General features: G+C 59.3%; 18 protein-coding genes. 12 read left to right on the plus strand and 6 right to left on the minus strand.

Features of this window, described 5'->3' with window-relative positions:
* The first annotated feature begins 284 nt into the window (after positions 1-284).
* Positions 285-1,952: a caspase family protein gene (locus tag B5P46_RS26990; RefSeq protein ID WP_245456303.1), complete on the plus strand. Its 1,668-nt coding sequence runs from the start codon at positions 285-287 to the stop codon at positions 1,950-1,952.
* A 219-nt stretch (positions 1,953-2,171) separates the two neighbouring features.
* Here B5P46_RS26990 and B5P46_RS26995 read toward each other — a convergent pair whose 3' ends face one another.
* The gene (locus B5P46_RS26995) at positions 2,172-2,639 is read right to left on the minus strand and encodes a hypothetical protein (protein WP_129421418.1); all 468 of its coding nucleotides are present in this window, start codon (positions 2,637-2,639) and stop codon (positions 2,172-2,174) included.
* A 153-nt stretch (positions 2,640-2,792) separates the two neighbouring features.
* Here B5P46_RS26995 and B5P46_RS27000 point away from each other — a divergent pair, with 153 nt between their 5' ends.
* Both B5P46_RS27000 and B5P46_RS27005 read left to right on the plus strand, forming a co-directional pair.
* Entirely contained in the window at positions 2,793-3,596 is an 804-nt protein-coding gene (locus B5P46_RS27000; protein ID WP_129421419.1) for an SDR family NAD(P)-dependent oxidoreductase, read from the plus strand.
* A 133-nt stretch (positions 3,597-3,729) separates the two neighbouring features.
* Complete coding sequence (locus B5P46_RS27005) at positions 3,730-5,124, plus strand: FAD-dependent oxidoreductase (RefSeq protein WP_129421420.1); 1,395 nt, start codon at positions 3,730-3,732, stop codon at positions 5,122-5,124.
* A gap of 42 nt (positions 5,125-5,166) precedes the next feature.
* Here B5P46_RS27005 and B5P46_RS27010 read toward each other — a convergent pair whose 3' ends face one another.
* Genes B5P46_RS27010 through B5P46_RS27020 form a run of 3 tightly spaced genes read right to left on the minus strand, consistent with a single transcriptional unit; the run spans position 5,167 to position 7,572 of the window.
* Positions 5,167-5,502 (minus strand): hypothetical protein, encoded by a 336-nt coding sequence (locus B5P46_RS27010; protein WP_129421421.1) that lies wholly within the window; start codon positions 5,500-5,502, stop codon positions 5,167-5,169.
* Entirely contained in the window at positions 5,502-6,368 is an 867-nt protein-coding gene (locus tag B5P46_RS27015; protein WP_017995038.1) for a DUF6772 family protein, read from the minus strand. Before B5P46_RS27015 ends, B5P46_RS27010 begins: the two co-directional genes overlap by 1 nt.
* Positions 6,369-6,426: 58 nt before the next feature.
* Positions 6,427-7,572: a mandelate racemase/muconate lactonizing enzyme family protein gene (locus tag B5P46_RS27020; RefSeq protein ID WP_129421422.1), complete on the minus strand. Its 1,146-nt coding sequence runs from the start codon at positions 7,570-7,572 to the stop codon at positions 6,427-6,429.
* 159 nt (positions 7,573-7,731) lie between these two features.
* Between B5P46_RS27020 and B5P46_RS27025 the strand changes: the two genes are divergently transcribed.
* The 6 genes from B5P46_RS27025 to B5P46_RS27050 all read left to right on the plus strand — a co-directional run bounded on the left by B5P46_RS27025 (position 7,732) and on the right by B5P46_RS27050 (position 13,494).
* Entirely contained in the window at positions 7,732-8,490 is a 759-nt protein-coding gene (locus B5P46_RS27025; RefSeq protein ID WP_129421423.1) for a FadR/GntR family transcriptional regulator, read from the plus strand.
* The gene (locus tag B5P46_RS27030; protein ID WP_129421424.1) at positions 8,487-9,278 is read left to right on the plus strand and encodes an SDR family NAD(P)-dependent oxidoreductase; all 792 of its coding nucleotides are present in this window, start codon (positions 8,487-8,489) and stop codon (positions 9,276-9,278) included. The genes B5P46_RS27025 and B5P46_RS27030 overlap by 4 nt, the downstream gene beginning before the upstream one ends.
* A 131-nt stretch (positions 9,279-9,409) precedes the next feature.
* Positions 9,410-10,657 (plus strand): ABC transporter substrate-binding protein, encoded by a 1,248-nt coding sequence (locus tag B5P46_RS27035; RefSeq protein ID WP_129421425.1) that lies wholly within the window; start codon positions 9,410-9,412, stop codon positions 10,655-10,657.
* Positions 10,658-10,668: 11 nt separating this feature from the next.
* Complete coding sequence (locus B5P46_RS27040) at positions 10,669-11,592, plus strand: carbohydrate ABC transporter permease (RefSeq protein ID WP_129421426.1); 924 nt, start codon at positions 10,669-10,671, stop codon at positions 11,590-11,592.
* Positions 11,589-12,431, plus strand: a complete 843-nt coding sequence (locus B5P46_RS27045; protein ID WP_129421427.1) for a carbohydrate ABC transporter permease — start codon at positions 11,589-11,591, stop codon at positions 12,429-12,431. Before B5P46_RS27040 ends, B5P46_RS27045 begins: the two co-directional genes overlap by 4 nt.
* A 13-nt stretch (positions 12,432-12,444) precedes the next feature.
* A complete protein-coding gene (locus B5P46_RS27050) occupies positions 12,445-13,494 on the plus strand; it encodes an ABC transporter ATP-binding protein (RefSeq protein ID WP_129421428.1) in 1,050 nt (349 codons plus the stop codon).
* A gap of 60 nt (positions 13,495-13,554) precedes the next feature.
* Here the strand turns inward: B5P46_RS27050 and B5P46_RS27055 are convergent, their stop codons facing one another.
* Both B5P46_RS27055 and B5P46_RS27060 read right to left on the minus strand, forming a co-directional pair.
* Positions 13,555-14,553: an ABC transporter permease gene (locus B5P46_RS27055; protein WP_017961842.1), complete on the minus strand. Its 999-nt coding sequence runs from the start codon at positions 14,551-14,553 to the stop codon at positions 13,555-13,557.
* Positions 14,554-14,593: 40 nt separating this feature from the next.
* Positions 14,594-15,334 (minus strand): ATP-binding cassette domain-containing protein, encoded by a 741-nt coding sequence (locus B5P46_RS27060; protein WP_017961841.1) that lies wholly within the window; start codon positions 15,332-15,334, stop codon positions 14,594-14,596.
* Positions 15,335-15,593: 259 nt separating this feature from the next.
* On the opposite strand from B5P46_RS27060, the gene B5P46_RS27065 reads away from it, so the two are divergent.
* The 3 genes from B5P46_RS27065 to B5P46_RS27075 all read left to right on the plus strand — a co-directional run bounded on the left by B5P46_RS27065 (position 15,594) and on the right by B5P46_RS27075 (position 18,586).
* Entirely contained in the window at positions 15,594-16,574 is a 981-nt protein-coding gene (locus B5P46_RS27065; protein ID WP_129421429.1) for an NAD-dependent epimerase/dehydratase family protein, read from the plus strand.
* A 48-nt stretch (positions 16,575-16,622) separates the two neighbouring features.
* Entirely contained in the window at positions 16,623-17,609 is a 987-nt protein-coding gene (locus tag B5P46_RS27070) for a substrate-binding domain-containing protein (RefSeq protein ID WP_017961839.1), read from the plus strand.
* A 194-nt stretch (positions 17,610-17,803) separates the two neighbouring features.
* Positions 17,804-18,586: a FadR/GntR family transcriptional regulator gene (locus B5P46_RS27075; RefSeq protein ID WP_129421430.1), complete on the plus strand. Its 783-nt coding sequence runs from the start codon at positions 17,804-17,806 to the stop codon at positions 18,584-18,586.
* Positions 18,587-18,590: the final 4 nt, after the last annotated feature.

The following is an 18,590-nucleotide window of genomic DNA, read 5'->3' on the forward strand; positions in this document are numbered from 1 at the left end:
TGCAATTGAAGGGGTCCGTGGTTTTGAAGACAACACCAGACGCAATGTCAGCAACGGCTGGAGAGGTGAAGCTTTCATCTGCATCGCGAACGAAGGCTGCTATGAGCAGAATGCGGTCACGAGGTCGCAAAACGCTGACGTTCAGCGGCGGGGCACTGTGCGCTGTTCAATCCTGTTTTGCAATTGAATGAAAACGGGCGTGATCGTTGATCCATAGAGCGGATCTGCTGTTGTCCCCGCGCTAACGCGCCAGGGGCGGGCGGACGCATTGACACAACCGATAATTGGCCGCACCCTTCCAATTGGTGCCTATACGCGGCAGCCGGCAGGCGCCTTTCAAAGGGTATGGACGGGTATGCCCGGGGGGAGACATGCAATACCTTCGCATCGCCCTGACGATTTATCTGATGCTGATGTGCTCGCAGGCGTTTGCTGAGAAGCGCGTGGCACTGGTCATCGGCAATTCTGCCTATCAGCATGTGCCGAAATTGCCGAATCCCAAAAACGACGCCGGCGACATGGCGGCTAAGCTGCGAGATCTGGGCTTCGTGGTTGTCGTCGGCAACGATCTCGATCTTGCCGGCGTCAGACGTACGATCCGCGATTTCGTCGATAAGCTTGATGGTGCCGACATGGCGCTGTTCTATTATGCTGGTCATGGCCTGCAGGTGAATGGCGAGAACTATATCGCACCTGTCGATGCGAAGCTTCTTTCCTACATCGACCTGGAATTCGAGGCCGTGCCGATGAACCTGATCCTGTCCGCCATGGAGCGCACGACGCGGGTCAATCTGGTGTTCCTCGATGCTTGCCGCGACAATCCTCTAGCGGTCAATCTTGCGCGCTCTATGGGTACGCGCTCGGCTTCGGTCGGCCGTGGGCTTGCCAGGGTTGGAAGCGGCATCGGCTCTCTCATTGCCTTTGCCACCCAGCCTGGCAATATCGCGCTGGATGGGGTGGGTCGGAATTCTCCTTTTACCGCTGCACTTTTGCGCCATCTCGGAAAGCCAGGACGGGATATTACCCGTGAATTGATCGACGTTCGCCTTGACGTCTTGAAAGAGACGAATGGCAGGCAGGTGCCCTGGGACAATTCCTCGCTCACTGGCGAGGTGGTGCTGAGGTCGCCGGAAAAGCTGGACCCGGCGACAGCGGCCGAGACCGGCATAAAGGACAATGCCGCTGAGCTCACCTTCTGGGACACGATCAAGGCGTCGACTGACAGGGACGTGTTCGATGCCTATCTGCACCAGTATCCGAATGGCGTCTTCGTCTTGCTGGCGAAGGCGAAAATCCGGATCATCGAAAGGACTGCAACGGAACAGGCCGCCGCCAAGGCAGAGGCCGCAGCAAACGCGACTGCACAGCAACCGGCACAGGCTAGCAGCGATCAGCCAACCGTGGAGCAACAGTTGGTAGCAATTGCACCCTTGAGCACCGATGCTACCACCACCCCCGATGTCAAAGAGCCGGATCGCGACTTGGTGCGCTCGATCCAGAAGGAGTTGAACCGCGTTGGTTGCCGAGCGGGCAGCGAGGATGGGCTCTGGGGTGCTGGCAGCCGCCGGGCGCTGGATCAGTTCGTCAAACGCAGTAAGGTCGAACTCGCGGCCCTCGAGCCTTCAGGTGATGTGCTTCAGCGGCTGCGCACGCAGAAGGCGCGGATTTGTCCGCTCGTCTGCGCCAAGACCCAGCGGGAGCGAGACGGCCGCTGCGTCGAGATTAAGGCGCCGGCGAGAAGCATGCCGCAGAACGCGATCACTCCGCCGACCGACACCCGTAAGAAAACCTTTGGGAACTGCCCCGCCGATGCCCAGGTCGCTGCCCGTGAGACCTTCTCGCGCGGTACGGGACGTGGCCGGACTGTCAGAACGGCCACGCATTCCTGTGGTCGCGGCTTTATCTGCCGCCGCGCGGCGCGCGGTATTCCCTGGGACTGCAATTGGAGTTAGCCGGGAGACGGGATGCCCATTAATCAGCCATTACAAGTCTCGGTGCGATCAGGCCCCCGCAACCATCCCTCTTTGAAGATCAGCAACTACCTTCTTATTGCCGGCGGAAAAGCTTCGCTTTCCCTGGCGATGGTAGCTCCTCGTTCGCGAAGCTCACCATAACCTGAAGGGTGAGCGGTCGCTCGGGCCTCGCCCGATAAAACAGCCCAGTGGACTGTTTTAAGCCCCGAACGGGGCAAATCCTGAAACCGAAACCAAATACACAAAGCCCGCCTCGTGCGGGCTTTTTGCGTTTCCAGATGTGGGTCGAGGAACTAACCCCTCAGCAGTAGGCCGTAGAAGGCGTAGCCGACAAAGCCGGACTGAAAACAACAAAGCCTGAAACAGGCAACCAGATACAAACTTGCGAAGCTCCTCGACCATTGCGGTCGAGGAGCTTTTTGCGTTTGGCCTCCGAGTCGATCTCCCCGCCGCCAGCTTCTCTTCGAAATCGATCTGGACTGCGGCGATAAACGGCTCAAGGCTCGTTACAGTTTCCATCGAAGCCATGATGCTGGCGATCGATCCATGCACCTGCAACGTCGCCGGCTGATGGCCCGAGGTTTTGCCGATCACCACCTTTTGGTTGGTTTCGCGGCAAGCCATAAACGGCTGCAATTCTCTCACTCTCGAAAGCAGCGCGCTCATCGGTTTGTTTCTACGTCCTGAGTATTTGCCACGCGAAACTCCGCTTCCTGACAGCGTATGGCCTCCACATTGCACTTTACAACTATATAACATAGTTGCTACGTTGCTAGCAATGCGGAGGCGGGCCTACTGACTGGTTGTTGGGCAGCCCTAATGAAGGATGCTGCGATGATGTCTGGGACTTATGCTACTTTTTCGGACGATTGTTTTTCTGGCCGAACCGTCCTTATCACCGGCGCAGCGAGCGGAATGGGTCTTGAAACGGCAAGGGCCTTCGCCGGCAAGGGCGCGGAAGTCGTCATGGCCGATCGTGATGAGGCGGGGCTGAAGCGCTACGGTGCGGAACTGCGCAATGGCGGCGCGGCTGTTCATACCGTGACGGTGGATGTCAGCAATCAGGAGAGCATCGACAAGGCCTTCGATTATTGTGACGCCAATCTCGCGCGTCTCGATAACGTCGTGACGTGTGCGGCGATCATCACAGCCAAGCGTATTTTCGAGCAGGATCGGGCGCATTGGCACCGCGTGCTCGATGTTAATCTGCTCGGTACCTTTTTCGTCGTGCAGGGCGCAGTCAAACGCATGCTCGATAACCCCGATGGCGGCAACATCGTCTGTATCGCCTCGGATGCCGGCGTGCATGGCGGCGGCGGGCTGATTGCCGATACCGCCTATGCGGCATCGAAAGCCGGGACCCTGTCGATGGTCAAGTCGGTGGCGCGGGAACTTGCGGGCAAAAAGATCCGCATCAACGCGCTGAACCCCGGGCCGACGGATTCCCCGATGCACTCCCATATCGACCAGTCACTGAAGGACCGCATCGCCGGCAATCTGCCGATGCGGCGCATGGGGCGGCCGGAGGACATGGCGGCGGCAATCATGTTCCTGTGCTCGGATGCAGCCAGCTTTACCTACGGTGCCGCGCTCGATGTCGATGGCGGATCGATGTTCCGCTAAATCAGGATGACTTTAGGCCCGATCGGCCTGAAATCTGAATCCCGATCTAAATCAAAGAAATAGAGCATGATGTCGTCCGAAAACCGCGCACACTTTTCGGCATCATGCTCTAGACCAGCGAGGGGATAAAAGTATGCAGCAGACAGCCCGCCGTTACGCCTATTCGGCCGATATTCCCGAACTCGATGATGTCGATGTGCTCGTCATCGGGGGCGGACCATCGGGATTATCGGCAGCGGTCGCGGCGGCACGTCTTGGCGTGCGGGTACGTCTTGTGGAGCGCTACGGCTTCCTCGGCGGCAACCTCACGGCGGGCCTGGTCGGCCCCTGCATGACCTCCTATTCGCTCGATGGCAGCCAGCAACTGATCCGCGGCATCTACGAAGAATTCGTTCAGCGGATGATGGCGCTCGGCGGCGCGCTGCATCCGAGTACGATCCCGGCAGGTTCAGCCTATTGCGGCTTCATCGTTTACGGCCACGACAAGGTGACCCCTTTCCAGCCTGAGGCGGCGAAGGTCGCGGCGCAGCGCATGTGCATCGAGGCGGGAGTGGAATTGTTGCTGCATACCATGGTCGTCGATGCCATCGTCGATGACCATGATGCGGACAATCCGCGGGTGCTCGGTGTTGTTTGTGCCGGCAAGGGCGGGCTGAGGAGCGTTCGTGCCAAGGTCGTCGTCGATTGCTCGGCTGACGGCGATGTCGCCCATTATGCCGGAGTCCATACTCGTCAGGGCCGGGAAAGCGACGGCCTTTCCCAGCCGCAGACATTGTTCTTCCGCGTACAGAACGTCGACGACCAGGTGGTGGAGGATTACATCCGCGCGCATCCGCAGGACTTTCGGCCCTTCGCCTCGATCGTCGCCAAGGCGACGGCAGAGGGCCGCTTTCCCGCGCCTCGCCGCGGCATCGGCCTTTACAAGACCATGGAACCGGGCGTCTGGCGCATCAATACCGGCCGCGTGTTGCGCCGCAATGGGGCTGACGCCCTTGAGCTCTCGCTTGCCGAGGTCGAAGGCCGGGAGCAGACCGTGGCGCTGCTCGATTTCTTTCGCGACAATCTGCCCGGCTTCGAACAGGTGGAGCTGCGGGACACGGCAACCCAGATCGGCGTGCGGGAAACCCGACGGATCGATGGCGCCTACGAACTGACGCTGCAAGATTTGCATTCCGGCCGCGCCTTCGATGATGTCGTGGCGTTGTGCGGCTATCCGCTCGATATTCACGACCCCACGGGCTCGGGCGGCGGTACCGGTGGCCAGGGGCTTGATGCGGCCAATATCTACCAGATACCTTACCGGGTCATGCTGCCGCGCGTTCATGAGGGCCTGTTGGTATCCGGCCGCGCGGTCTCGGCGACGCATGAGGCGCTCAGCGCCATTCGCGTCATGCCGCCCTGTTTTGCGCTTGGCCAGGCGGCCGGTGTTGCCGCCGCACTTTCGGTCGGCAACAGGGCCAGCCCGCGGCATGTCGACTACGCGGATTTGCGCAGGGAACTTCTGGCCCAGGGCGCCTATCTTGGCTGACGGAAAGAGACAGCGCGGAAGCGATATCCGCGGTTTCTCAAGTCAGGCCTTCAGATGAAGGGTCACCAGCACGGTGCATTCAGCGCCATCTGCAAAGCGGGTTGCAACCCGCAGCCAATTGCCGAAGGAGTTGAGCCGAGCCACGGCAACGCCGTCCTGTTCGCCCGGCATGACGAATTCCGTTCCTTCCCGAACCCAGTGCATGCCGTCAGGCGAGATTTCCACCCAGCCCTTGGATACAGTGCCGACGGGAGGCTTTAATGCCCGAATAAAGAACACGGCTTCATGCGCCCAGCCGGCCTCATAGGGTTCGCTGGCGGCGTCGCCGCTCCAGCACTCATTGCGGGTTATCACCGCCGTGATGTTTTCGGGAAGCATCAAAAATCCCCTGAAATACAGATGGAATCGACGTAGAGAAAGGCGCGCTTGGCGACATCTGTCTCGGCGAACAGGCAGAAGTTCAGCATGCACCAGAGGTTTTTCATCGCCGGAATCCGGATCGACTCGAAGCCGGATACGTCGAAATTCCGGTCGTTGCACTGCAAGCCGGTCGCCTTCATGGAGGCGAGGTCGAAATCGAAGCGCATATAGCTCCAGTTCACCTTCGTCGGGATCTCGTTGTAGCAGAGCCGTTGTTCACCATCCGGCAAGTCCAGCCAGCCTTCGGGCGCCAGGTGATAGTGGCTTACGGTCTTGTCTTCCCGCCCGATGGCGGTGAAGGACGTGGTCTCACGTTTGTACTGCCATTTCTGCAGGTGCTTGCCGTCGAGTGCATTGAGAAATCGCAGATGTGGCATAACCCGCTCGCCGTCTCCGTCCCGGTCGCCGCATTGCAGGTCGAACAGAAAACCGATCGATCGCACGTCGGTTTCCGATAGTTTCAGTTCCGTCGCCTCCGGCTTGAACGTGAAGAAAATCTCGAAACGGATCGGCCCGCGCTTGCGGAAGGTGTGACGCTTGATTGCAACGTTCTGCGCACCGGGTTTTGCCTTCGTGGCGATCTTTAGCGCATAGGACGAGTCCATGCCGCCGTGGGATCCTGCATCCCAATGTCCGAGAGTTGAGAGCATGGCGCTCGAGTGCTGGGCAAAGCCCGGCAGCATGACGTCGAGGCTGTCCTCGTAATTGCCGACCAACTGTGACCAGCCGCAATGCCCGCGCGAAAAATCGTCAAAGGACAGGATACGCGGCAGAGGATCGAAACGGCTGAGCGCCGGATCCGCGCGAAGCATGGCGAGCCTCATGGCTTCCATCATGTCCGGTGGGGAAGAGGGGGCTGATGTCGTCATTATGGCGTTGACCTCACTGTATGCGGAGCCGTTTGACGGCGTCCCAATCGATTTCGATGCCGAGACCCGGCCGTGTCGGCACGTCGAGCTGGCCATTCTTCTGGCGCAGGCAGCCGGGCGCCAGATCGGCCAGGTCGCGCTTGAAGGGGCTAAGATCGCATTCACATTCCATCATCCGGAAATTCGGAAGGGCGGCCGCCAGATGCGCGCTGGCCGTCTCGCAGATAATGCCGGACATGCCGATATGCGGGGCGTAGCCCACATCATGGAGGGCGGCATAGTCAGCCATGCGCCGTGTTTCGGATATGCCGCCGGCACGGGCAACATCCGGCTGCAGGATTGAAAGAGTGCGGTTGGCGACGAGACGCTGCGCCTGATCGGCGGTAAAGTTGCTCTCTCCGGCTGCGAGCGGCACGTCGCAGCGCTTGCGAAGTTCTTCGTAGCCTTGCTCGTTTTCCGGCGCCAGCGGCTCCTCGAACCAGAAATAGCCGTTGGCCGACAGTGACCTGCCGACTTCGATTGCCTGGTCCAGATCATAGGCCCAGTTGGCGTCGACACAGAGTTCAATATCGTCGCCGGCGCGCTTGCGCAGCCGTTCGATGCGCCGGCAGGCTTCCTTGACGGGATTGGCCATCTTGACTTTGATGCGCGGGAATCCTTCGCCAATATAGCGCTCCAGTTCCCGATCCGCCTCAGTATCGTCGACCCAGTTTACGGCGGCGGCATAGACATCGATCGTTTCCCGGCCGATGCCGCCAAGCAGCTTGGCGATCGGCATGCCCGCGGCCTTGCCCATGATGTCCCACAGCGCAATGTCGACGCCGGCGATTGCCTCGATCAGCATGCCGCCGGCGCGGCCTGACAGCGAGCGCCGCATGGATTGCCAGAGCGCGCCGATATTGCGTGCGTCCTGTCCGATCAGCCATGGCTTTAACGAGGTTTCGATCAGTTCCGCATAGGCCTTGGGCGAAAACCGGGCCAGCACCTCACCGACGCCGACGATGCCGGCATCGGTGCGCACCTCGACCAGAACCATCGAGACCTTGTGATAGGTGCCCCAGGACGTGACGGTCGGTTTGGGCAGCGTCTGGCTGAGCGGATGAGCGATGACATCTGAAATGAGGATCGCCTGTCCGGTCGAACTTTGCACAGAATCCATCGGCTCTTTCGTTCCCAATGTTTTGCTCGCTGCTCTAGTTTTGCTCGCTGCTTTGGGGCGTGTCTGCTATTCCTAGCTAGATGTTGATGACTTGGCAACTGATAAACCTAGTTGCTAAGTTGGAAACCGCATGTTAGTTTTGCGAATATGAGGACCGAGATGAGTGAAATTCCCGAAAGGAAACCCGTTTTCACCGCCAAGCCACCTAACCCTTCGCGGTTGGCGGATGGGGTGTCCGATGCGATTGCCGCCGCACTCTTTGATGGGCGCATCTCGCCTGGCGAGCCGTTGCCGCCCGAAGGGGAGATCGCCAGGGAGTTCGGTGTCTCGAAGCCGATCGCCCGCGAGGCGCTTCGCCAGTTGACCGCAGCCGGGCTGATCTTCACCCAACAAGGCAAGGTTGCCCGCGCCAAGGCGCTGAGCGGCGAATCGATGGACAAGATCTACGGCTACGCGGTGCGTTCCAGTCTCAAGCGGCTGCGCGAAGCCAATGAAATGCGCCGCGTCGTCGAGACGGGAATTGCCCGGCTCGCCGCCGAACGTCGCGATCCGGAAGGTCTGGATATCATGCGGCAGGGCCTGGCGGGCATGCTGGCTTCTGTTAAGGAGCCCTCCGGCTTTACCGCCGCCGACATCCTGTTTCACCTTGGCCTTGCCGTGACGACGGGCAATTACATGATCCGCGTGCACATGGAGAGCATGCGTTCCGTGCAGCGCGAGGTGTCGGAATTGTTTTCACGTCGCGCCAATCGCAGCGACGCTGACTGGCGGGCAACGATTGACCGGCATCACGCGATCTACGACGCAATTGCGGTTGGTGATGCCGACCTCGCCGAGCAAAAAATCCGTGAGCATTTCGAAGCTGCCGACATTGCCTCGCTCGAGGTGGCCGACAAGTTGAAAGATGCCGAGCGATGAGCGCCGCGCGCTTCTCACTGAAAGGCCGGCGCGTGCTGGTAACCGGTGCCAGTTCCGGCATCGGCCGGGCTGTTGCGCTTGGCCTTGCGGAGCATGGAGCGGAACTGATCCTGCATCATTTCGGTAATGAGAAGGGTGCGAGTGAGGTTGCCCGGGCGACCGGCAGCACAGCGCCGGTGCTGGAAGCAGACTTCACTGACGGACGTGCGACGCAAGCTTTTGCCGATGAAGTGCTCAGAACACACGGCCCGATCGATATCCTCATTGCCAATGCCGCCATCGAACATCGGCGGCCCTGGCAGGAATTGGACGAGACGCATGTCAACGCCCATGTGGCATCGAATTTCTCGGCGCTGCTGACGCTGACGGCAAAGCTGGTTCCACCGATGGCCGAGCGGGGCTGGGGCAGGGTCGTCGCCACAGGCAGTATCATGGCGGCGCGGCCGCGGGCGGAAACGGTCGTTTATGCGTCGCTCAAGGCGGCGCAGTTGACTGCGATCAGGTCGATTGCGCGCGAAGTCGGCCATCGCGGCGTCACGCTGAATGTGGTTTCGCCGGGTGCGATCGAGATCGAAGCCAATGCCGCGCGCTACGGCGACCCGGCGTTCCGCAAAGCGGTTGCCGCCAAGATCCCTGTGGGCAGGCCGGGCCAGCCGCAGGACCTGGTTGGGGCGTTTGTTTTTTTGTGCAGCGATGCTGCCAGCTACATTACGGGTGCAAATATCCCGGTCGACGGAGGATGGTCGATCGGAGACGCGCCCGGGAGCCTTCCGCACGCTGCCGGGTGAGCGGCCTGCCGCAAGGTTTTCGAGATCAGGCGGCGGAGCCATCCGCCGCAGCTTGCAGCCAAACTCCGGGCGAATGCCGTTGCATTCATTCGGTGAAAGCTGATTGCCCACGACCAAAAAGGGAGGAAACCATGAAGGCCGCATTAGCAGGTATCGCAGCATCCGCGTTGACATTGTTCATATCGACGTCTGCCGTCTTCGCGACGGATCTCCGCATGACGGTCTGGACCGGGAGCGAGGCTCATCTGAAGATGCTGAATGGCATCGCGGAGAGCTTCAAAGCCACACATCCCGACGTGAACGTGAAGTTCGAGACCGTGCCGGTCAGCGACTACACGCAGAAACTGACCTTCCAGATCGCCGGCGGCAATGCTCCCGACATAGCCTGGATGATGGAGGATGCCGCTCCGGCTTTCGAAAACGCCAATCTTCTGATGGATCTCGGCCCGACGCTCAAGGCGGCGGAAGGCTATGATTTCGATGATTTCTCGAAGCCGGCCATGGGCCTCTGGCAGAAGGACGAAACGGTCTACGGCATTCCGTTCTCCACCTCGCCTTTCATGATCTACTACAACAAAGACATGTTCGACAAAGCGGGCCTCGAAGACCCGCTGACGCTCGCCGCCAAGGGCGAATGGAACATGGACAAGTTCCAGGAAGTCTCCAAGAAGCTCGCGGAAGCCAATCCCGGCAAATGGGGCTTCGAGTTCAAGGATGGCGAAGGCTATGCCTCTCGCATGACCCATGCCCTTCTGCCGCCGATCCGCGCCTATGGTGGCGATATCTGGTCGAACAAGGAATGCGGCTTCGACAAGCCCGAAGCCGTCAAAGCGGTCAAGCAGCTGCATGACATGGTCTTCAAGGACAAGTCCATCGTTCCGCCGGGCGAACAGGGCGATTACTTCTCCGGCAATTCGGCGATGACGGTCAACCAGATTTCCCGTGCTTCGAAGATGGCGGAAGCTGGCTTCAAGTGGGGCATCGCACCGTTGCCCACCGGCCCAGGTGGTGAGTCACCCGTTATCGGCCAGGCCAGTCTTGTTGTGTTCGCCCAAGGCAAGAATACGGAAATCGCTGCGGAATTCGTGGCGCATATGACCGACAAGGAAAACGTCGCCACCATGGCGCAGTTCTTCCCGCCCGCCCGTAAGAGCGTTCTGCAGGCCGATGCATTCATCAACGGCAACAAGTTGGTGCCGCCCGAGATGATGGAGAATGTGGCTGCCGCTATAGAAAAGGGCCGGGTGGTCTCGGCTAACGAAAAAGCGCCACAGATCCTTGCCGCCATGGCGCCTCGCGTCGATGCCTTGTGGAAGCCGGATGCCGATGTCGATGCCGCCATCAAGGGCATCTGCACGGCAATCCAGCCGCTGCTTTGATCAGAACGAAGATGGCCGATACCGTTCATAACTCCATTCGAACCGGCCAAAAGACCTGGCTGACGTTGAAGATGAGAGAGATGATGGAGGCGTGGCTGTTCGTCAGCCCTACCTTCATCGGGTTCCTCATCTTCTTCCTCGGTCCGCTCTGCGCAGTGGTCTATTATTCAATGACCGAATGGAACCTGCTCAGCCAGCAAGCCACCTTCGTCGGCCTTGCCAATTTTCAAAATGCGCTCCTCGAAAACCCTGACTTTTGGCTTGTGGTACGCAATTCGGTTATTTTCGCGATCGGTCTCGTGCCGCTCAACATGGCGCTCGCGCTCGCCTTGGCGCTCGCCCTTTCCCGGCCGTTCTTCGGCGTCGTGTTCTTTCGCACGGTGTTTTTCGCCCCCGTCATCACCTCGGCCATCGCCTGGGCAATCGTATGGAAATTTCTGCTGCAGGGAGAAGGCGGTTTCATCAACCAGGTGCTGGCGCTGGTCGGGATCACCGGTCCAAACTGGCTGCGTGAACCGAGCTGGGCAATGGCAGCAGTCATCGTCACCCGTGTCATCAAGATGGTCGGCCTCAACATGATCCTCTACATTGCGGCGCTGCAGGCGATCCCGCGGGACTATGAAGAGGCAGCGCGCCTGGAGGGCGCCTCACGCCGGCAGATTTTCAGCATGATCACCTGGCCGTTGCTGGCGCCGACCACGCTGGTCATCATGGTTATCACGACGATCGGCTCTTTCAAGGTCTTCGATCACATATATCAGATGACCGGTGGCGGCCCGGAAAACGGCACACTGGTGCTTGCCTTCTACATCTACCAGCAGGGCTTCAAGTTCTTCAATGTTGGATATGCCTCGGCGCTCGCCATGATCATGTTTGTGATGATCATGGCGCTGACCCTGGTGCAGGTGATGCTGCGGAGAAAGGGATCGGAGTGACCCAGCGCCAAATCCAGATTCTCTACCGGGCCTGCTGGACGATCGCACTGCTGATCGCCGCCATTCCTTTTGTGTTCCCATTCGTTTGGATGGTGTCTGCAGGCTTCAAGAGCGTGACCGAGATATTTGGCGCGCCGACGCTTATTCCCCGCGTCTGGCGCTGGCAGAATTTCGTCGAAGTGTTCACATACCAACCTTTCGCCCGGCAGTATTTCAACTCGCTTTACATCGCGATCGTGGTGACGGCGCTCACCCTCTTCATCTCGTCCCTGGCCGGCTATGCGCTGGCGCGCATGCGGTTTGCCGGCGCCGGGCTGCTGATGCTTTTTCTGATCTCGGCGCTCATGGTGCCGGAGGAAGTGACGATCATTCCGAACTTCTTCCTGATGCGTTGGTTTGGTTTGGTGGATACTCACTGGCCGCTGATCCTGCTGCCTACCTTCGGCCCTCATGGGGTGATGGCAACGTTCCTGATGCGCCAGTATTTCCTGGCCCTGCCCAAGGAACTGGAAGAAGCCGGCAAGATGGACGGCCTTTCACGCTTCGGCGTTTGGTGGAAGATAGCGCTGCCGATGGCACGTCCGGCCCTGGCTGCGGTTTCCATCATCACCTTTCTGTTCTCGTGGAACCTGTTCCTGGAGCCGCTGATCTTTCTGAGCTCACTCGACATGTTCACGCTGCCTTTGGCCTTGTCGAACTTCAACGACAGCTACGGCTTACCGCTGTGGAACCTGCAGCTTGCCGCTACCAGCCTTGCCGTGGTGCCGATCCTGATCGTCTATCTGATCGCCCAGCGGCAGATCATCGAAAGTTTTGCGCTATCAGGCGTGAAGGGATGAGGAATTTTCGTTCATGAGCAGTGTATCGCTTAAAGGCATCGAAAAACGCTTCGGTGCCGTCGAGGTCATCCGCGGCGTCGATCTCAGGATCGATCCGGGCGAGTTCGTCGTATTCGTCGGTCCGTCGGGCTGCGGCAAGTCAACGTTGCTGCGGCTGATTTCGGGGTTGGAATATCTTAGCGGCGGTGAACTTGCGATTGGCGGCCGGGTGGTCAACGAAGTGCCGGCTTCGAAACGCGGCGTGGCCATGGTCTTCCAATCCTATGCCCTCTATCCGCATCTGACCGTCCGGGACAATATGGGTTTCGGGCTCAAGGTCCGCAAAGTTCCGGCACAGGAGCGTCAGAAACGCGTCGATGAAGCAAGCGCGACGCTGAAGCTCGATGCATTGCTCGATCGCTATCCCCGCGAGCTTTCCGGCGGCCAGCGGCAGCGCGTAGCGATCGGCCGGGCCATCGTCGGAAATCCGGATGTCTTCCTGTTCGACGAACCGCTGTCGAACCTCGATGCAGAGTTGCGCGTGCACATGCGCTCTGAAATTGCCGCACTGCACAAGCGGCTCTCCACGACGATGATCTATGTAACGCACGACCAGATCGAAGCGATGACGCTCGCCGACAAGATCGTGGTTCTGCGCGACGGCCGTGTCGAGCAGGTCGGCTCCCCCCGGGAACTATACGAGCGGCCGGCAAATATCTTCGTGGCGCAATTCATCGGCAGCCCAAAAATGAATCTGCTCCCGGCAGATATCGCTCCACTGCTGACAGGCGCAACGGCAGCGGATGCCGCCGCCGAGACCATCGGGATAAGGCCGGAGCATCTGATCGTCGTGGAGCCTCGAGACGGGGCGCTGCACGGGACCGTCGGGCTTTGCGAATATACCGGGGCGGTAACGCTGCTCCACGTCAAGTTGCCGGACGGGCACGATTGCCTCGTCCTGCACGACGGTGGTGACATGAAGGCGGGAATCCAAATAGGGCTCACCGCCGATGTCTCGAAGGTGCACTTTTTCAATGGCAACGGGCAGACAACAAAGCGGACGGAACAAGGCCGGACTGCTTGAGCGTACCGCCGCTTTTGGCGCGGGCGCGACCCGCAGAAGTCTCTTAAGAGCCGGGTTCGTCTACTCGCCCTGGCGCAAGTTGCGAAGCCGGTCGAAAAGGACGGCGAGCACGATTGCGCCACCGATAAAGCAGCCCTGCCAGAACGCGTTGATGCCAAGCAGGCCAAGACTGTTGCGGATGATTTCGATGAGTGCGGCGCCGACCAAGGCTCCAAAGGCGGTGCCAACGCCGCCGGCCAGATTGGCGCCGCCGATAACCGCAGCGGCAATGACCTGAAGTTCCATCCCGGCGCCGATATTTGTGGTGACGGCGCCGAGCCAGCCGGTTTGAATGATGCCGGCAACCCCCGCCGAGAGGGCCGAAATCATATAGACGATGACCTTGATCCTCGGCACGGGAACGCCCGTCAGTGTCGCGGCGTGCTCATTGCCGCCGATCGCAAAGACATAGCGGCCGAACTTGGTCCAGCGCAGCACGAAACCGGTAATGAGTGCCAGCACGACCATGTAAAGCACTGGATTGGCGATGCCAAAAACCCAGGCGCCGCCACCCAGCGCCAACAGTTTGTCGTGATCAGGTCCGAACTCAAAAACCACAGTGTTGTTTGATGCAACCATCGCAAGGCTGCGCGCAATCGACAACATGCCGAGCGTGACGACGAAAGGGGGGAAGCCGAGATAGGCAATCAAGACGCCGTTGAAAGCTCCGACCAACAGAGCAGTACCGATTGAGGCGGCGATGCCGACTTCAATACTGTAGCCCGCATGCATGACGACCGCCAGCACCATGCTGCACAGGCAAAGTACGGAGCCAACGGACAAATCGATGCCGCCGGTGATGATGACCAGCGTCATGCCGAGCGCGATAATTGCGACGAAGGTGACGTTGCGGGTGATGTTGTAGATGTTCTTCGCCGTCGCAAAGGAGTCCGTCGCCATCGACAGAAAAATGCAGGCGAGAATGACTGCAATCAGCACCCAGAATGTCTGGCCGCTCATGATCGTTGCAAGCCAGCTCCGTTGCTTCTGTCCGATCGTTTGGTCAAGTGTAATCGCCATCGTCGACCTTCTTCCTTCCTGTTGCAACGGATAGCATCGATCACACCTGTTCGATGGCGCCGGTAATCAGTCCCGTCACTTCCTCCGGCGAACTTGCCGCAATCTGCTTGTCGGCTACTTTTCTGCCTCGCCGCATCACGATCACACGGTCGGCGACCGAAAAGACGTCGGGCATGCGGTGGCTGATCAGGACAACGACAATGCCCCGGTCCCGCAATTGGCGGATCAGATTCAGAACCTCAGCGACCTGGCGCACGGAAATGGCTGCGGTCGGCTCGTCCATCAATACGATTTTCGCTTCCGACAGCATCGTGCGGCCGATCGCGACCGCTTGGCGCTGGCCGCCTGACATTTGCTTGACGAGATCGCGCGCCCGCGTCTCGGATTTGAGCTCGCGAAATATCTCGCCGGCGCGCTTGTACATGGCCTTGTGGTCGAGGATGCGAAGAGGCCATACGCCGCGGCGCAATTCTCGTCCGAGGAAGACGTTCGCTGCCGCCGTCAGATTGTTGCAGAGCGCCAAATCCTGGTGAACGATCTCAATGCCATGCTGGCGCGCTTCCTTCGGCCGATGAAGCACGAGATCGGCGCCGTCGAGCCGCATGGTTCCATGGCTCGGTCGAAAGTTGCCGGCGATCATCTTCACCAGTGTGGACTTGCCAGCCCCGTTGTCGCCCATGAGGCCGACAACCTGCCCCGCCTCGAGCGAAAACGAAACATCGTTGACTGCCTGGATGGCACCGAAATGTTTGGAAACATTGCTGAGCTCAAGAACCGCCACCAGCCTCCTCGCCTCCCAAAACCTGCGGGCTATCCATCGCACCGAACCCTGCTTGTCTTCGAGGCAAGGCTCCGGCGAGTGCGCTTTTCCAGTATCCTCCCACGAAAAGCGATCGGGAGCATTTACGCAAAACCCTGCGACAGCGTCAACTCATTGTCCCGGCAATTGACCTTATTGTCGCAAAAATCTGTTTTGTCAGACAAATATCATTTGACGAGAGTGGCGCGCAGATATTAGCTATTAATGGGGGAGAAACGGCATGCTGATCCTTGTGACCGGAGCGACGGGCAAGGTCGGGCGGCGCTTCATTGCTGGGCTGCTTGACGATCCGAGATTTTCCAAAGCCCGTATTCGTGCGCTTTGTCATAATCGTTTGTACGAGGCGACCGACCGTGTCGATGTCTTCCAAGGCTCAATCGCCGATCGCGATGTCGTGGCAGCGGCGCTGGTTGACGTTACCCATGTCGTGCATCTCGCCACATGCAAGGAAACGCCTGAAGACATCATGGATGTCACGGTCAAAGGTCTCTTTTGGCTGCTCGAGGAGTTCCGTACGAGCGTGACGGCACGCCAGTTCATCCTGATCGGTGGTGATGCGGGTGTGGGACATTTCCACTATCGCCACGACGGCCCGATCACCGAGAATGCCCGCCATTGTGCCTATCCGGGAAGCTATGCGCTCTCCAAAGTCCTGGAAGAGGTCATGCTGGAGCAGTTTGGCATTCAGTATGGCCTCAATGGCTGTTGTCTGCGCGCGCCCTGGATCATGGAAAAGGACGATTTCAAGTATTCGCTGTCTTTTGGAGACGACGTCTTTGGCGGCCCGGACTGGAAGACGCTCGTCCCGGAAGAAGCGGCACGGCGCTATGCGGCGATGGGTACGGTGCCGCTGCTCTTGGATGCCGACGGACGTGCACTGAAGCGCAGTTTCGTCCATGTCGATGACCTTGTATCGGCAATACTGGCAGCGATCGACAATCCGCGGGCGGAGCGGCAACTCTTCAATATCTGCATGGATCGCCCCGTCGACTATGCTGAAGTCGCCGCCTATCTCTTGCGCACGCGCAATCTCGGCTCTGTCGACATACCGAGCCGCTTCCATTCCAATTGGATGGACAACAGCAAGGCGAAATACCTGCTGGATTGGCAGCCAAATTACGATCTCGAAATGCTTATCGACTCGGCCTGGCAATACGAGCGTTCAAAGGAGGAGCCTCGCATCGTCTGGTATCCGGGTTGATTTCGTGTGGCGGGCACGCGGTGTCCGTCTGTTTCAAGGGAGGAAGCTATGAGGAAGGCACTACTACTTACAGCCGCAGTTTTAGCACTGACCGCCGGGCAGGCCCTGGCCAAGAAGCAACTCGTCATCGTCGTCAAGGGCCTCGACAATCCGTTCTTCGAAGCAATCAATCAAGGTTGCCAGAAATGGAACAAGGAGAACCCCACTTCGGAATACGAATGCTTCTACACCGGTCCGGCATCGACATCCGATGAAGCCGGCGAAGCGCAGATCGTTCAGGATATGTTGGGCAAGGCGGACACGGCTGCAATCGCAATATCGCCGTCAAATGCAAAGCTCATTGCCCAGACCCTGAAGACGGCCAATCCGACGGTTCCGGTGATGACGCTCGATGCCGATCTTGCCGCCGAGGATGCAGCGTTGCGCAAGACCTATCTCGGCACCGACAACTACCTGATGGGCGCCCGCATCGGCGAATACATCAAGAAGGGCAAGCCGAAGGGCGGCAAGATCTGCACGATCGAAGGCAATCCGGGAGCGGACAATATTCTACGCCGCGCACAGGGGATGCGCGACACGCTTACTGGCCAGAAAGGCTTGACCGAGCTGAAAGGCGAGGGTGGCTGGACCGAGGTCGCCGGCTGCCCGGTGTTCACCAATGACGACGGTGCCAAAGGCGTTCAGGCAATGACCGATATCCTCGCGGCCAATCCCGACTTGGACGCATTCGGTATTATGGGTGGCTGGCCATTGTTCGGCGCGCCGCAACCTTATCGCGACCTGTTCAAGCCGATGGCCGACAAGATCGCCAGCAACGATTTCGTCATTGGTGCCGCCGACACGATCGGCGACGAGGTCGCCATTGCGAAGGAAGGACTGGTGACGGCTCTCGTTGGCCAACGACCGTTCGAGATGGGCTACAAGGCACCGTCGGTGATGATGGATCTGATTGCCGGCAAGCCGGTTGAAGATCCGGTCTTCACCGGGCTCGATGAGTGCACAAAGGATACAGTCGACACCTGCATTCAAAAGTAGGTTCACGGTTTGGCGCACCCGGTTCAAGGGTGCGCCGACTGTTCTCACGAGACGGATCGAGAGATCCGCTGGGCTTGACGCGCCCTGAATTCCGCGCTTTGTGCCGGCGTCAATCGCAGGCGACTTCCTCGTTATTACGATTGTTTTGATAGTACGTGCAGACAGTCGAAAGAATGCTGAGGCAGTAGAAATAAATGCCTGACAAGAAATCGGGAAAGCCAACGGCTGCGGTCGAGGTGGTGACGGTTGACCGCTCGGCCACCACAAGGCGCCCAAATTCTCCCCGCATGACTGGGGCGAGTGTTCATGTGTCTTTGGCAGGCGAGATCGGTCTGCGAATCGTGCGCGGCGACTATCCGCCGGGCACGATCCTGCCAAATGAGGCAAAATGGTCGGAAGTCTTTGACGTCAGCCGATCGGCGGTGCGCGAAGCGATCAAGATGCTGATGGCCAAGGGCCTGCTTTCTTCCCGCCCCAAAATCGGCAGTTGGGTCGAACCCAGGGAGCGTTGGAACCTGCTGGATCGAGATGTCTTGGGCTGGTACGCCGCATCTCCCGATCGCGAGTCGTTTCTGAGGGCCGTGCAAGAACTCAGACATATGATCGAGCCGGAAGCGACTGCGCTTGCTGCGGAGCGCCGGACTGAAGAGCAGATGAATGCGATCAGTCAGGCCCTGCAAGACATGGATCAGGCGACATCGCTCCAGCAGCGAACTGAATCCGATACGCGATTTCACATCGCGATCTTACGCGCCTCCGGAAATGATCTGCTGGTGCCGCTCGGCGTCTTGATCGAATCGGCGCTGAACCACCTCTTCGCCCACGTCACGCGAGAGGAAGACAATTTGCGATACGCGCTGAAACTTCATGAAAATATTGAGAAAAGCATCCGATTGCAGCGACCGAACATGGCGCGCAACGCAGTCCGCAAGGCGCTGGCAAATACCGACGAAATCATCGCCCGGTGGTCACGATAGACGT

Origin of the sequence: Rhizobium leguminosarum, assembly GCF_004123835.1 — a bacterium.
GTDB classification, from domain to species: Bacteria; Pseudomonadota; Alphaproteobacteria; order Rhizobiales; family Rhizobiaceae; genus Rhizobium; species Rhizobium leguminosarum_M.

Excerpts from the sequence above, each read along its gene's own strand:
- B5P46_RS27000 (WP_129421419.1), top strand. The coding sequence starts at position 2,793 with ATGAAGGATGCTGCGATGATGTCTGGGACTTATGCTACTTTTTCGGAC.
- B5P46_RS27005 (WP_129421420.1), top strand. The coding sequence starts at position 3,730 with ATGCAGCAGACAGCCCGCCGTTACGCCTATTCGGCCGATATTCCCGAA.
- B5P46_RS27050 (WP_129421428.1), top strand. The coding sequence starts at position 12,445 with ATGAGCAGTGTATCGCTTAAAGGCATCGAAAAACGCTTCGGTGCCGTC.
- B5P46_RS27040 (WP_129421426.1), top strand. The coding sequence starts at position 10,669 with ATGGCCGATACCGTTCATAACTCCATTCGAACCGGCCAAAAGACCTGG.
- B5P46_RS27025 (WP_129421423.1), top strand. The coding sequence starts at position 7,732 with ATGAGTGAAATTCCCGAAAGGAAACCCGTTTTCACCGCCAAGCCACCT.
- B5P46_RS27030 (WP_129421424.1), top strand. The coding sequence starts at position 8,487 with ATGAGCGCCGCGCGCTTCTCACTGAAAGGCCGGCGCGTGCTGGTAACC.
- B5P46_RS27035 (WP_129421425.1), top strand. The coding sequence starts at position 9,410 with ATGAAGGCCGCATTAGCAGGTATCGCAGCATCCGCGTTGACATTGTTC.
- B5P46_RS27020 (WP_129421422.1), bottom strand. The coding sequence starts at position 7,572 with ATGGATTCTGTGCAAAGTTCGACCGGACAGGCGATCCTCATTTCAGAT.
- B5P46_RS27075 (WP_129421430.1), top strand. The coding sequence starts at position 17,804 with ATGCCTGACAAGAAATCGGGAAAGCCAACGGCTGCGGTCGAGGTGGTG.
- B5P46_RS27015 (WP_017995038.1), bottom strand. The coding sequence starts at position 6,368 with ATGAGGCTCGCCATGCTTCGCGCGGATCCGGCGCTCAGCCGTTTCGAT.
- B5P46_RS27070 (WP_017961839.1), top strand. The coding sequence starts at position 16,623 with ATGAGGAAGGCACTACTACTTACAGCCGCAGTTTTAGCACTGACCGCC.
- B5P46_RS27010 (WP_129421421.1), bottom strand. The coding sequence starts at position 5,502 with ATGCTTCCCGAAAACATCACGGCGGTGATAACCCGCAATGAGTGCTGG.
- B5P46_RS27055 (WP_017961842.1), bottom strand. The coding sequence starts at position 14,553 with ATGGCGATTACACTTGACCAAACGATCGGACAGAAGCAACGGAGCTGG.
- B5P46_RS27065 (WP_129421429.1), top strand. The coding sequence starts at position 15,594 with ATGCTGATCCTTGTGACCGGAGCGACGGGCAAGGTCGGGCGGCGCTTC.
- B5P46_RS26995 (WP_129421418.1), bottom strand. The coding sequence starts at position 2,639 with ATGAGCGCGCTGCTTTCGAGAGTGAGAGAATTGCAGCCGTTTATGGCT.